Origin of the sequence: Endozoicomonas sp. YOMI1 (assembly GCF_024606345.1) — a bacterium.
Taxonomy (GTDB): Bacteria; Pseudomonadota; Gammaproteobacteria; order Pseudomonadales; family Endozoicomonadaceae; genus Endozoicomonas.
Map to the genome: position 1 here is coordinate 37,987 of NZ_JAHHPM010000328.1, position 13,136 is coordinate 51,122.

At 49.4% G+C, this 13,136-nt stretch carries 15 protein-coding genes; all 15 read right to left on the minus strand.

What is annotated here, in order from left to right:
• Positions 1-2: 2 nt before the first annotated feature.
• Positions 3-704, minus strand: coding sequence for a tetratricopeptide repeat protein (locus KDK15_RS11940; protein ID WP_257295579.1), 702 nt, complete (start codon positions 702-704; stop codon positions 3-5).
• Positions 705-781: 77 nt separating this feature from the next.
• Entirely contained in the window at positions 782-2,074 is a 1,293-nt protein-coding gene (gene hisS / locus KDK15_RS11945; RefSeq protein ID WP_257295580.1) for a histidine--tRNA ligase, read from the minus strand.
• 199 nt (positions 2,075-2,273) lie between these two features.
• On the minus strand, positions 2,274-3,239 hold the full coding sequence (locus KDK15_RS11950; RefSeq protein ID WP_257295581.1) for a RodZ domain-containing protein: 966 nt from the start codon (positions 3,237-3,239) through the stop codon (positions 2,274-2,276).
• Positions 3,232-3,993, minus strand: a complete 762-nt coding sequence (pilW, locus tag KDK15_RS11955; RefSeq protein ID WP_257295582.1) for a type IV pilus biogenesis/stability protein PilW — start codon at positions 3,991-3,993, stop codon at positions 3,232-3,234. Before pilW ends, KDK15_RS11950 begins: the two co-directional genes overlap by 8 nt.
• Before the next feature lie 98 nt (positions 3,994-4,091).
• Complete coding sequence (rlmN, locus tag KDK15_RS11960) at positions 4,092-5,255, minus strand: 23S rRNA (adenine(2503)-C(2))-methyltransferase RlmN (RefSeq protein WP_257295583.1); 1,164 nt, start codon at positions 5,253-5,255, stop codon at positions 4,092-4,094.
• 117 nt (positions 5,256-5,372) lie between these two features.
• Entirely contained in the window at positions 5,373-5,804 is a 432-nt protein-coding gene (gene ndk, locus KDK15_RS11965) for a nucleoside-diphosphate kinase (RefSeq protein ID WP_257295584.1), read from the minus strand.
• A 175-nt stretch (positions 5,805-5,979) separates the two neighbouring features.
• On the minus strand, positions 5,980-6,183 hold the full coding sequence (gene iscX / locus KDK15_RS11970) for a Fe-S cluster assembly protein IscX (protein ID WP_257295585.1): 204 nt from the start codon (positions 6,181-6,183) through the stop codon (positions 5,980-5,982).
• A gap of 76 nt (positions 6,184-6,259) precedes the next feature.
• Positions 6,260-6,598 carry an ISC system 2Fe-2S type ferredoxin gene (fdx, locus tag KDK15_RS11975; RefSeq protein ID WP_257295586.1) on the minus strand — a complete coding sequence of 113 codons (339 nt, stop codon included), beginning with the start codon at positions 6,596-6,598 and terminating at the stop codon, positions 6,260-6,262.
• 2 nt (positions 6,599-6,600) lie between these two features.
• Positions 6,601-8,478 carry a Fe-S protein assembly chaperone HscA gene (hscA, locus tag KDK15_RS11980; protein ID WP_257295587.1) on the minus strand — a complete coding sequence of 626 codons (1,878 nt, stop codon included), beginning with the start codon at positions 8,476-8,478 and terminating at the stop codon, positions 6,601-6,603.
• 21 nt (positions 8,479-8,499) lie between these two features.
• Positions 8,500-9,042 (minus strand): Fe-S protein assembly co-chaperone HscB, encoded by a 543-nt coding sequence (gene hscB, locus KDK15_RS11985; protein ID WP_257295588.1) that lies wholly within the window; start codon positions 9,040-9,042, stop codon positions 8,500-8,502.
• A gap of 179 nt (positions 9,043-9,221) precedes the next feature.
• Positions 9,222-9,557: an iron-sulfur cluster assembly protein IscA gene (iscA, locus tag KDK15_RS11990; RefSeq protein ID WP_257295589.1), complete on the minus strand. Its 336-nt coding sequence runs from the start codon at positions 9,555-9,557 to the stop codon at positions 9,222-9,224.
• A gap of 157 nt (positions 9,558-9,714) precedes the next feature.
• Positions 9,715-10,374, minus strand: coding sequence for a porin family protein (locus KDK15_RS11995; protein ID WP_257295590.1), 660 nt, complete (start codon positions 10,372-10,374; stop codon positions 9,715-9,717).
• Positions 10,375-10,502: 128 nt separating this feature from the next.
• Entirely contained in the window at positions 10,503-10,907 is a 405-nt protein-coding gene (gene iscU / locus KDK15_RS12000; RefSeq protein ID WP_066016291.1) for a Fe-S cluster assembly scaffold IscU, read from the minus strand.
• A 46-nt stretch (positions 10,908-10,953) separates the two neighbouring features.
• Positions 10,954-12,168 (minus strand): IscS subfamily cysteine desulfurase, encoded by a 1,215-nt coding sequence (locus tag KDK15_RS12005; protein WP_257295591.1) that lies wholly within the window; start codon positions 12,166-12,168, stop codon positions 10,954-10,956.
• A gap of 110 nt (positions 12,169-12,278) precedes the next feature.
• The gene (gene iscR, locus KDK15_RS12010; RefSeq protein ID WP_257295592.1) at positions 12,279-12,749 is read right to left on the minus strand and encodes a Fe-S cluster assembly transcriptional regulator IscR; all 471 of its coding nucleotides are present in this window, start codon (positions 12,747-12,749) and stop codon (positions 12,279-12,281) included.
• Positions 12,750-13,136 lie beyond the last annotated feature (387 nt).

A 13,136-nucleotide genomic window follows, 5' to 3' on the forward strand; every position in this document is an offset into this window, starting at 1 on the left:
TATTATCCCTCCTGAGGTGCCATTGCGGCCAGATCGTCCAGCTTGAGTTGCAGCAACGGACGATTCAGACCATTATCCTGTGCGGCATCGACCGCTTTGCGGTATGCCGTCTCTGCCTGCTTACGGTCACCAAGCGCAAGGTAAGCATCCCCTTTTGCTGACTCAACAGTTGCCTCATAAGACTTGCCAGCATTCAGTTTGGTCAGGATATCAAGCGCCTGTTGACCATTCCCGGAAGACTCACTGATCAGCACCCTTGCCAGCCGGACACTGGCCATTGTCTGAACTTCAGCTGCAGGTTTCCGGGCCAGAACCCACTCCAGGGAAGCCCGGGCAGCACTTAACTGGTTATCCTGCACCTGCTGCCGGGCCAGAAAAAGCGTTGCAAACGCGGCATACTGGCTACTGCCATGATCATTTTGCAATGAAGCAACAACGTGGCTTACCGTTGCTTTTTGCTCCTCAGTCAGAGGCGCTGAAAACTGGGCCTGCTGATCCAGAGACGATCCATTGGAAATAGTATCCAGCAAGTTCTGATAAAGCGCTGAAGCTTCAGCGATTTCCTGCTTCTGCATCTTCTGCCAGTACTGGTAACCGGAAACCGCTGCCAGTGTAATGGCAACACCCAGCACAACCGGCTGACCATAGTCTTTCCATAGATTCTTGAGCAGTTGGACCTGCTCTTCATCAGATTGGTAACTCACCCTTTACTCCTGACTTCTTTCCTGAAGCCGTTAATAGTACTAACGTATCAACGAGCGGTTTACTGAACAGCGGTATTCTATAGTACTTTTTGCAAATATCTGGCTTGCAAATGTCCTGCCACATCGGCGATTGGCAGTTGCTGCTGGGCTTCATCAGTCCTCAGGGATTTCACAGTAACCATCCCTGCACCCAACTCATCCTCACCCAGAATGAGAGCATAGGCAGCACCACTGCGATCTGCACGTTTCATTTGCGCTTTAAAGCTGCCACCGCCGCAATTCATCAGAATCTTCAGTTCCGGCAATCCATCACGAAGCCTTTCCACTACCGGAAGCACTCTGTGGCCAACACCCTCACCAACAGCAACCACCACTACATCCACCCGGTTAGAGACGGATTCCGGCAGTAACTGAAGCGTTTCCAGCATCAACACCAGACGCTCTATACCCATGGCAAAGCCTACGGCAGGTGTCGGCTTGCCACCTAACATCTCAACCAGGGCATCATAACGACCACCGGCACACACAGTACCCTGGGCACCCAGGCTTTCTGTCACCCATTCAAAAACGGTTCTGCCATAATAATCGAGGCCGCGCACCAGTCTTGGATTAACGCGATAAGCAACACCCGCCTCATCCAGAATATGCTTTAACTGTGCAAAGTGTTTCCGTGACTCTTCATCCAGGTAGTCGAACAGCCCGGGGGCACCGGCAACAATTTTCTGTGTATTTTGATCCTTACTGTCCAGAATTCTCAGCGGGTTGATGGTCAGACGACGGCGGCTATCATCATCAAGCTCTGACTCATAATCCTTGAGATAAGCCACCAGAGCTTCACGATAACGGATGCGGGCTTCCAGAGTACCCAGGGTATTCAGCTCCAGAGTAACCTGCTTTGACAGACCAAGCTTCTGCCAGAACCGTGCAGTCATCATGATCATTTCCGCATCGATATCCGGACCTGTCATCCCATAGGCTTCTACACTGATTTGATGAAACTGACGATAACGGCCCTTTTGAGGACGCTCATAACGGAACATCGGGCCGAAAGTCCACAACCGCTGAATCTGGTTGTAAAACAGGCCCTGCTGAATGCCTGCGCGAACAACCCCGGCAGTAGCCTCAGGACGAAGGGAAAGCTTGTCACCATTACGATCTTCAAAGGTGTACATCTCTTTCTCAACAATATCCGTACCAGAGCCAATACCCCGACTGAACAGAGCAGAACTTTCCACAATCGGAACCCGGATTTCCTGATAACCATAAGTGCTCAGGACAGAGCGTACCTGCTGCTCAAGGTACTGCCAGACAGGGGTCTGTTCGGGAAGAATATCATTCATCCCACGGATGGCTTGAAGCTGCTTGCCCAAGTTCAAATGTCCTCTACCTAAAGCACCACACAACATCACCCGGTTCGTCAGGAACAGGAGATTTGGCGGTTCGCAATCAAAAGCAGGCAACTATAACCGTTAACGCCTTTGTGTGACAATCCCACAGCTCTCATTAGAGAGCGCCCATCACTGCAGGGAGTTTATTCACCGAAGGGAAAGAGTTTTAAGGATTATTTGTTTACCCCTGACCGTTGCCTGTCAACAAAACACTGGCCACTCGAGTACTTGAGCTGGGTTTGGCTACCGGCTTGCCATCCAGCAGGATACTGTCGACACCGGGCGTATTACCGAACCGCAGATTAACTGGAGGAAAAACATTGAGATTAATGGAAGATCCGGCTTTCTGTAAGGCCGAAATCAGCACTTCACCGGTAGCATCCTTTATTTCAACCCAGCAATCTTCTGAGAAATTAATAACAAGAGGCTTGATCAAATCAGCAACCGGTGAATTTGGCTCATTCGTCGCATCAACAACCTCGGAACTGGCCATGGCAATTGGAAGAAACTCTGGCTTGGCCGCTTCCAGAACAGGTTCATCTTTTTCCAGTCTCGATTCTTCTTTTACAATGGTGGCGTCATAAGCTGGAATATCGTCTTCCTCCACGCTCTCGCTAATCTCCACGACAGAGGGAACAGGAACAAAAGTATCAGAATTTACCAGGGGTTCAGCCTCCTCTTCAGATAAGCCTTCACTAATGGCCACCTCGGCGACTGGTTCGATACCCAGCCAGTTATTCCACAAGTAATAACCAAACCCTCCCAGCGACACAAGCAACAAAAGCGCAAGAGCATGGACTGGGGATGGCGCACTGTGGGCTCGCAGCGGTTTCAACTTCTTTGAACCCTGCAAACGCGGAGATTCCAGGCTATCGATACCAATAAAATGATCAAAGTCCTTAACCAGATCTTCGCCATTAAGCCCCACCAGTTTCGCATAATTACGAATGTAGCCACGGACAAATGCCGCCTGCGGCAGCATATCAAACGTACTCTCCTCAATAGCCTTTACATAACTTTCGGTAATCTTCAGGCTTTCAGCCACTTCAAGGATAGATAGCCCCTGACAGTTACGGGCCTTAGCAAGTACAGCACCGGGAGCAAACGTCTGAATAGCTTCTTCCTGCTGAGCATCCTGTTCACTCATGACCCAATCGACTCCGATATTGCTTCAGCTCCATAGAGCCGGGATACAATCTTTCCAGCTTCAACGCATAACCGGCCGCTTTACCTTGAGCCCGGTTTGCCGTTGCCAGCTCAATGCCCAGTAACAAGCTGCGGGCACTCTGTTCAGCCGTCTCATCAAAGGCCTGGTAGTGCTGCCATCCTGTGTAGAGATCGCCTTGCTCTTTGTAGATAGCGGCCAGCTCAAGATTAGCTCTTGGTAAGTTACTGTTAAGACGAAGAGCCCGGGTAAAGTGATCAACAGCCAAGGAAGACTGGCCCATCCGCAAAGCAACAATCCCCAGGTTTTCAAAGGTTCGGCTGCGCTGGGAATAAGCAACATCCTTCGAAGCCAGTTCAAACTGACGATAAGCGTCCTGAAGTCGGTTTCTGGAGAACAGGAAAGCACCAAGGTTATTGCGTATGTCCGAGGCATCAGGGTCAATGGCCAGCGCCCTGTTGAATGCCTGCTCGGCAAGCTGATCTTCCCCCTGACGCTGATAAGCCATACCCAACATACCATGGACACTGGCCGAATATGGCTCGATCTCAAGGGCTCTTTCAAGAGGCCTTATCGCTTTTTCCGAGTAACCTTCCTGAAGATAACCTCTGGCAAGATTAATATAATCCACCACTACCCTGTTCTCATTCACAGGCCGACTGTCAGTGGTGACACAGCCTGTCAGTGCCAGAGATACAGAAAACAGTAGTACGATGGGCCTCAATTTGACTCCCATGCTGATCCCCACATTTGCAATTTATAAATATATCCGGGACGCCGTCGAGAATAGCAACCTCCAGGAGCCTGCCGGATGACAGATGCATCCCGAACAGCTTATACCTGTCTGGCTGCTATGTAGCGCTCACTGCGCCGGGTCTTATCCATTACATTGCCCACTAACTGACCGCAGGCAGCGTCAATATCATCACCTCTTGTCTTTCTTACGGTGACATTAAAACCAGCCAGCTGCAAACTTTCCTGAAAACGTCTCACTGCATTATTGCTGGGTCTTTCATATCCTGAATGAGGAAATGGATTGAAAGGAATAAGGTTTATCTTACAGGGCAGATTTTTCAGCAAAGCAATCAGCTGCTGTGCCTGTTCAGGTTGATCATTAACACCGGCAAGCAACGTATACTCGATCGTAACGACCCGCTTACTGTCCGTCAAACTGTTCATGTAGTGATGTATGGCATCAAGCAGCTGATCCAGCGGGTACTTCCGGTTAATCGGCACCAGTTGATTTCTCAGCTCATCATTTGGCGCATGCAGTGACACTGCCAGCGAGACATTAGAAACCTCACTTAACTTTCTCAGCGCAGGAACGACACCGGATGTACTCAACGTTACCCGCCGCTTTGAAAGCCCATAGCCAAGGTCGTCCATCATCAGGCCCATGGCATCAACGACATTATCAAAGTTCATCAATGGCTCGCCCATACCCATCATGACCACATTGGTAATGGAGCGATCCATCTTTGCCGGTACATTGCCAAAGTGACGGGCTGCAACCCACACCTGGCCAATGATTTCAGCCACCGTCAGGTCAGAGTTAAAGCCCTGCTTACCCGTAGAACAGAAACTGCAATCCAGGGAACAGCCTGCCTGTGAGGAGACACATAGTGTTCCGCGCCCATTTTCAGGGATAAATACCGTTTCAACACAGCTGCCACTGGCAACCAGCACAACCCACTTACAGGTTCCATCCTCAGAAAAATGGCTGCTGACCACCTCAGGACCGCGAATTTCAGCATTGACTTTAAGCCGCTCACGAAGGGATTTACTGATATTGGTCATATCATCGAAATTATCAACCCGATGATGATGAATCCACTTCAAAACCTGCTCAGCACGGAATTTTTTCTCACCAATAGTGAGAAAGAAGGCTTCCATTTTTTTTCGTGAAAGCCCCAGCAAATTGACTTTTGCTGCTTGACTGGACAGCTCGCCAGCCAGCTCACTGGCCTGATCGATAGATGGCTCGATCAATTCTGACATCTTATTAATACCTCAAAGCCATCAGAAGGCCTGCCTTCTGATGGCTTATATTCTCATGTTCACCCAGAACACGGTCAGACCAGGGCAAACTGACAACTTGCCAGCAAGCTGATTCCATTAACGCGTTCTGGGGCAAATCTCTGAACCTTCGAAGAAGTAGGCCACTTCACGTTCAGCAGATGCTACTGAGTCAGATCCATGAACCGCATTTTCATCGATAGTTTCTGCAAAATCAGCCCGAATAGTGCCTTCTGCCGCTTCTTTCGGGTTAGTAGCGCCCATCAGCTCACGATTCAGGGCTACGGCATTCTCACCTTCAAGGACGGATACCACAACAGGCCCTGACGTCATAAAAGCAACCAGGTCCTGATAAAATGGACGTTCCTTGTGCTCAGCGTAAAAACCACCGGCCTGCTCATCAGAAAGATGAATCATCCTGGTCGCTAAAACATTTAACCCGGCCTGTTCAAAACGAGCAAGAATTTTACCGATGACACTCTTGGCTACTGCATCAGGTTTTATAATGGATAACGTGCGTTCTACCGCCATTACGATCTCCAGATTGTCATTTTCGTGCCCTTTCGGGATTGTTATTACTTATTAAAAACGTACGACTCTCTCAGCTTTCCATGTGTTAGCTCTGGCAGTCCATAGCAGGAGTCCTGGCAGCATTGTATACAATAGAGTCGATAGTGTCAGTTCTTTCAGCCTCAAAGCCAAAAAATCAGTCTTCAGACTCTTCAATCCAAGCCATCTGTATGGCCTCAAGCACCTTTTCACCACAACGCTCAGGATCATCTTCAAAACTGTCCAGCGCCAGAACCCAGCTTCTCAGATCAACAAAATTGACATACCTGGGATCCACATCCGGATAAGCCTCATAAAGCTCAATGGCGATATCATAAACATCTGCCCACTTTAAACTCATTGCCCCACTCCATGATCATTGAGCTGTTCTGTTAAGGACAAAGCAGCAAACAGCCCAAACAGACCAGCCACACAAATCAACGACGTTCAGAAACCTGGTTAATGGTGTACTTGGGAATCTCTACCACCAACTCCTCATCGCCCACGACAGCCTGACAGCTCAGCCGGGACTCAGGTTCAAGCCCCCAGGCCTTGTCCAGCATATCTTCTTCGAGCTCATCCGGCTCTTCCATACTGTCGAAGCCTTCTCTGACAATGACATGACAGGTGGTGCAGGCACAGGACTTTTCACAGGCGTGTTCAATTTCAATACCATTCTGCAAAGCTGCGTCACACACTGTAACTCCGGGCTCAACTTCGATAACAGCACCTTCCGGGCACAACTCATCGTGAGGTAGAAAAACGATACGAGTCATTATCAGAACTCCTCCAAATCATCTAACTTCTGTCCGGAAAGAGCCTGACGAATACCTTGATTCATTCGACGGGCAGCAAATTCTTCACTGGACTTACCAATACGTTCAATTTCACTGGCAATGGACCTGGCATCGCCGGTTTCACGACACTGTTTCAGCGACTCAACATCTGCCAGCAATGAACTGTATTCATCTTTATCAAGCAGTGTTTGACCATCCTTATCCAGCGCAACTACCAGCGCCTCAACAACCCGATCAGCCTCAACCTGCTGCTCGAGCAACGCCCTTGCATCACGATCATCGCTGGCATGGGCAAACGAATCTTTCAGCATTCGGGAGATATCAGAATCACTGAGACCATAAGAAGGCTTCACCTGAATACTGCTCTTAACCCCGGTGGACAGTTCCTCTGCAGCAACACTGAGCAAGCCATCAGCATCCACCTGAAAGGTCACACGGATTTTAGCACCGCCTGCTGGAATGGCAGGAATTCCACGCAACTCAAACCGGGCAAGGGAGCGGTTATCGCGAATCAATTCACGCTCCCCCTGAAAGACATGAATGACCATGGCCGTCTGGCCATCCTTGTAAGTGGTAAACTCCTGGGCTCGACATACGGGAATAGTGGTATTGCGATGGATCACCCTCTCCATCAGACCGCCCATGGTTTCCAACCCCAGTGAGAGCGGGATAACATCCAGCAGAAGCATATCTTCTGCCGATTTATTGCCAGCCAGAACATTAGCCTGAAGGGCTGCACCAACGGCCACGACCCGATCAGGGTCAATGGATGTCAAGGGTTGCCTGCCGGAAAACGCCTCAACCCTTTCACGAACCCTTGGCACGCGGGTAGACCCCCCCACCATAACCACTTCATCAATCTCATTGGCTTTCAGCCCGGCATCCCGAAGTGATCGCCTGAATGCCCGGATGGTACGATCAATCAAAGAGTCTACCAGTTCGTTAAACTGCCCACGGGACAGCGTACCTCGCCACTCACCAAAGTTGACTTCCACTTCAGATCCGGCGGTCAAAGCTTCCTTAACCCGACAAGCCTCAACCATCGCTTCCCGAAGCTGCAATGGGTTAATTGAGGACTCATCAATCTGCGCCTCACGAAGTATCCAGCGCGCCACCAGCCGGTCAAAATCATCACCACCCAGGGCAGTATCACCACCGGTGGCCATCACTTCAAATACGCCTTTTTCCAGACGCAAAATCGAGATATCAAAAGTGCCACCACCAAGATCGTAAACAGCGATAATGCCTTCCCCCCCCTGATCCAGACCATAGGCAACGGCTGCAGCAGTGGGCTCATTCAGCAGACGATACACTTTCAGGCCTGCAAGTTTGGCAGCATCTTTGGTTGCCTGTCGCTGGGCATCATCAAAATACGCCGGTACGGTAATCACTGCACCATCCAGATCGCCACCTAATGTCTCTTGTGCACGACCAACCAGGGAACGGAGAATCTCGGCAGACACTTCAACCGGACTGACTTCACCGCATCGGGTTTTGATGAACGGCATTCCTTCGCTTTTTCCCGAAGTGTCGGTAACAAACTGGTAGGGCAACACACCGCCAAGGGCATCAACATCCTCAATCCCGCGCCCCATCATGCGTTTGACGGATACAATGGTATTTCCAGGGTCAACCAGCGCACTGGCTTTTGCGCTGTTGCCGACATCATTCCCGTGCTCGCCATAGTGAACAACAGAAGGTAAGGTATGATTGCCATCGATATCAGGAAGCGTCTCAGCAACACCTGATCGAACAGCAGCGACCAGGGAGTTGGTGGTACCCAGGTCAATGCCTACAGCACGCTTGTATTGATGAGGTTCCGGAGCCTGTCCCGGCTCGGAGATCTGCAGTAACGCCATATCTGCCTCTTCTCTTCCTGATTATTCGTCCAACAACTCGGATTCCAGCTGTTCCAGTTCAGCCGCCAGCTTCACCATGAACTGCATCTTTCTGACAACCGTTTCTGCCTGATCAAGATCCTGTTCAGCCCCAGACACCCAGAAACCTTCGAACTGCTGAAGATATCGATGAATATCAGCATCTACCTGATTCGCCAGTCGCTCAACTTCCTGCTCAGGCTTTGATATGGACTTGATCTCCGCAACAGCCTCACGCAACTCCATCTGCTCCATCAGAAATCCGGGATCCATGATGGCGTTGCGCTCCATATCAACATCACGACCTGCCAGCTTCAACAAATAGATCGCTCTGGGCAACGGCTGTTTCAGGGTGTTAAATGCCTCATTAACATGGGAAGCATACTGGATAGAGAGGCGCTGCTGACGCTCATCACCACCGGCAAACCGGTCAGGATGCACTGCCCGTTGCAGCGCACGGTACTGACTGGACAGGCGTTGCTGGTCAACCTGGCAGGAAACAGGCAACTCAAAAAGCTCAAAATAGTTTTTGGTTAAATCAACCACAATGCAATCAATTCCCAAGTCAGAAATGACATACCCGAAGCATTCAACATCAAAAAATGAACGCTCCTTAAATAAGTAAGGCCCGACCAGTGGGAACCAGCCGGGCCGGAAGGCAAATCAAAAGTGTCAGCCAACTTCTTTATCAGTATTAACGAAGCCGGAAAGCTTCAAAATTACCGTCAGCCAGCATCAACAACATTAAAGCTTTCACCGCAACCACACTCACTGGCAGCATTCGGATTGTTAAACTGCAAACCTTCATTGAGCCCTTCCTTTACCAGGTCCAGCTCTGTGCCATCCAGATAAACCAGACTTTTCGGGTCAACAAACACTTTGACTTCGTGATCTTCAAAAACCTGATCACCTTCATCAACCACATCCACAAACTCAAGGACGTAGGCCATACCAGAGCATCCCGAAGTACGTACACCCAGCCTTATGCCGAGCCCCTTACCTCTTCGGGAAAGCTGCCCTCTGATATGACGGGCAGCCGCAATGGTTACGGTAATTGCCATTTAATTCTCCATCCACTTCCGGGAAACCAACCAATTCCACCGGCACATTCACGGCCAACTAAAAAGACTAAATCCAACTGGGGGATGGCGGTCATTGCCATTACGCCCGCTTGGTGCGGTCAAAAAAGAGAAGCCATGCCTTATGACAGGCGCTGTTTTAGAAGGAGTAACTTAAGCCCACCTTCAAGCTGTTCAGGTTGAGATCGTTAGGGTTGATCTTGCCCGGCACCGCCACTTCAGGAAGGGGTTTAAAGTCCAGATCATTGATCGCGGTGTATTCACCAATCACCGACAGCTGATCAGACAAGTCGTAAGCCATGCCAAAGCCGTAGCTGAGTTCAGTTTCATCACGAGAGCCCTGACGCATTGGTGGTGCAAACGGATAGGAGTTAGCCAGATCAAAACTCACACGGGTCGCACCGATAAAGCCATACATAGAGAAGAACTCCGCGACATCAAAACCCAGCTTCACATTAGCACCATAGGTTGAGTCCAGTTCCACCTCAGTCTGCAGCAAGTTATTTAGATTGCGGGTCCGCACGTCTTCTTTGTTGTAAAAGCCTTCCAAAGTAACAAACAGATTTTCATCCACGTGCATCTTATAGCCGACAGCCAAGCCATAACCCAAGCCGGTCTCGTCATCTTGGGTGGTGATGCTCGGTGTTGACATGCTGCCGGAATCGCGTTGAATGGTGTGTTCTAGCGTGGAGTTATTGATGAAGCCAGTCAGGTAGAAACCATCTTTGGCCATAACCCATGTAGACACGGCCGCACTTCCCAGTAGAACCATCAGTTGGCGAATTTTATGCGCTTTCAAAACAAACCTCCTTTCCAAATTGTGAGTTTTTCAAGGTGTGGCTGCTCGCTCATACCAAACAACCTGATGAAAAACTCTCCGCTTCTATTTTACCACAGAACTTCTGCATATAAATGCACGGAACCGCATCAGGCAGCTGGGGCTGCATCATCATGCTTCTGCTTGGCTCGATAGTCGTCAATTGCTGCCTTGATGGCATCTTCAGCCAGAACCGAACAATGAATTTTTACAGGTGGCAGTGCAAGCTCTTCAGCAATATCAGTATTCTTGATGGTTGCCGCTTCATCCAGCGTCTTGCCCTTCATCCACTCTGTTGCCAGAGAACTGGAAGCAATAGCAGAGCCACACCCATAGGTTTTGAAACGCGCGTCTTCAATGACACCTTCATCGTTAACCTGAATCTGAAGACGCATTACGTCTCCGCAGGCTGGAGCACCAACCATGCCGGTACCCACGCTCTGAGAATCCTGGTCAAGTTTACCTACGTTGCGCGGATTCTCGTAGTGATCGATAACCTTTTCGCTGTATGCCATTTTTCTCTCCTCTGAAGTTTTGCTGGTGGCAAAACTCCATAAAAAATCAGTGTGCGACCCATTCAACCTGACTGAGGTCAACGCCATCCTTGTACATATCCCATAGCGGTGACAGCTCTCTCAGTTTTGCAACCGCTTCTCTGATCTCTGCTACTGCATGATCCACTTCAGCCTCTGTAGTAAATCGACCCAGACTGATCCTCAGGGAACTATGGGCAAGCTCATCACTTAAACCCAGAGCCCTCAGCACATAAGAAGGCTCAAGGCTGGCAGAGGTACATGCCGAGCCAGAAGAGATAGCAAGGTCTTTCAGGGACATCATCAAAGACTCCCCTTCAACAAAGGCAAAGCTGATATTCAAAATCCCCGGAACTCTCTGTTCAAGAGAGCCATTAACATGAACTTCTTCCAGATCGGTCAGCTGGGAAAGCACTCTCTCTTTCAGCACAGCCAGACGCGCTCTTTCTGAATCCATCTCCGCAGCAGCAATACGGCACGCCTCACCCATCCCAACGATCTGGTGAGTCGCCAAAGTACCGGAGCGCATACCCCGCTCGTGACCACCACCGTGCATCTGGGCTTCCAGGCGAATACGGGGCTTGCGGCGAACATAAAGGACACCGATGCCTTTAGGGCCATAGAGTTTATGGGCAGAAATGGACAGCAGATCAATGTTCATCGTTTCCATATTCAGCGGAATTTTGCCGACGCTTTGTGCTGCATCCACATGAAAGACAATCTTGCGTGAACGGGTGAGATCACCAATCGCTTCAATATCGTTGATCACACCAATCTCATTATTGACGTGCATCAAACTCACCAGAATGGTGTCATCACGCAGAGCCTTTTCCACCATTTCAGGTGTAATCAGGCCATCGCTATCAGGGTCCAGGTAAGTAACTTCAAACCCTTCACGCTCCAGCTGACGACAAGGGTCTAATACCGCCTTATGCTCGATTCGGGATGTGATAATGTGCTTGCCCTTTTTGCTGTAAAAATGAGCAACACCTTTAATGGCCAGATTATCGGATTCGGTGGCTCCGGATGTCCAGACAATCTCTCTTGGATCGGCATGAATAAGATCGGCAACCTGACGACGGGCATCTTCGACAACCTCTTCAGCACGCCAGCCGAAAACATGAGAGCGGGAAGCCGGGTTACCGAAATTACCTTCAAGAGAGAGGCACTGAATCATCTTCTCAGCCACTCGCGGATCTACCGGTGTTGTTGCGGAATAATCGAGATAAATAGGTAATTTCATCTGGTACATCTCCAAGCGGTCAGTACGCTCAATACCCTTGATTTTCAAGGGTTAAAATCATCATGCAGCTACACTTTGAACTTCTTTAAAAACACTTTAAAAAAGATTCCTTACAGGATGGTGTCAGCGGCAATTTTGTTGTCTTGCTGCTCATCCTGACGAATGGCAACATTTTGCACTTCCCTGCGCGCAACAAGATCAGCGAGGCTGATCCCTCCAAGAAACGAATGAATCTGCTCACTCAGGTCCTGCCACAAGTGATGGGTCAGACAGGTTGCACCTTTCTGGCAACCTCCTGCTCCCTTGCACTTGGTTGCGTCTACGGATTCATTAACGGCATCGATCACCTGAGCAACATAAATAGCTTCACTGCAACGACTGAGTCGGTACCCTCCCCCGGGCCCCCGCACACTGCAAACCAGATCACCACGACGGAGCTTGGAAAACAGTTGCTCCAGGTAAGAGAGAGAAATTTCCTGACGATCCGATATATCTGCGAGAGAAACCGGCCCCTGCTCGGCATGAAGCGCCAGATCCAGCATGGCGGTCACTGCATAACGTCCTTTGGTCGTCAATCTCATACAGATTCTCTCTTGCTATTCAGGCAGGGTTATCACTCTTGTATCAATTCCTGATCACTAATAAGTCTATGATTCTAAGCCGCGACTCTCCCGACAGCAGGATATATACAGACTTAAGGTATCTGCGTGCAATTATGAAATACCTTAGCAATTTAGTCAACTATTAGTGTTAAAACAGAGGCAATTTGTCAAATAAAGCGGGAATAAAAAAAAGATTTTAAAAAGCGGTTTTATATAATTTTTCGGCATTTTATAGAAACAGGAGCCAACTTTCAAAATTACCTCACCCATCAATCAAACAGCCAAAACCAACTTTAATGAAATCAATATTACTAGCCCGGATATTTCATAAACGTGCTCCCGCTCTCGCTTGTCCTTTGTCGCTCT

Excerpts from the sequence above, each read along its gene's own strand:
- KDK15_RS11950 (WP_257295581.1), bottom strand. The coding sequence starts at position 3,239 with ATGAGTGAACAGGATGCTCAGCAGGAAGAAGCTATTCAGACGTTTGCT.
- pilW (WP_257295582.1), bottom strand. The coding sequence starts at position 3,993 with ATGGGAGTCAAATTGAGGCCCATCGTACTACTGTTTTCTGTATCTCTG.
- rlmN (WP_257295583.1), bottom strand. The coding sequence starts at position 5,255 with ATGTCAGAATTGATCGAGCCATCTATCGATCAGGCCAGTGAGCTGGCT.
- ndk (WP_257295584.1), bottom strand. The coding sequence starts at position 5,804 with ATGGCGGTAGAACGCACGTTATCCATTATAAAACCTGATGCAGTAGCC.
- iscX (WP_257295585.1), bottom strand. The coding sequence starts at position 6,183 with ATGAGTTTAAAGTGGGCAGATGTTTATGATATCGCCATTGAGCTTTAT.
- fdx (WP_257295586.1), bottom strand. The coding sequence starts at position 6,598 with ATGACTCGTATCGTTTTTCTACCTCACGATGAGTTGTGCCCGGAAGGT.
- hscA (WP_257295587.1), bottom strand. The coding sequence starts at position 8,478 with ATGGCGTTACTGCAGATCTCCGAGCCGGGACAGGCTCCGGAACCTCAT.
- iscA (WP_257295589.1), bottom strand. The coding sequence starts at position 9,557 with ATGGCAATTACCGTAACCATTGCGGCTGCCCGTCATATCAGAGGGCAG.
- iscU (WP_066016291.1), bottom strand. The coding sequence starts at position 10,907 with ATGGCATACAGCGAAAAGGTTATCGATCACTACGAGAATCCGCGCAAC.
- KDK15_RS12005 (WP_257295591.1), bottom strand. The coding sequence starts at position 12,168 with ATGAAATTACCTATTTATCTCGATTATTCCGCAACAACACCGGTAGAT.
- iscR (WP_257295592.1), bottom strand. The coding sequence starts at position 12,749 with ATGAGATTGACGACCAAAGGACGTTATGCAGTGACCGCCATGCTGGAT.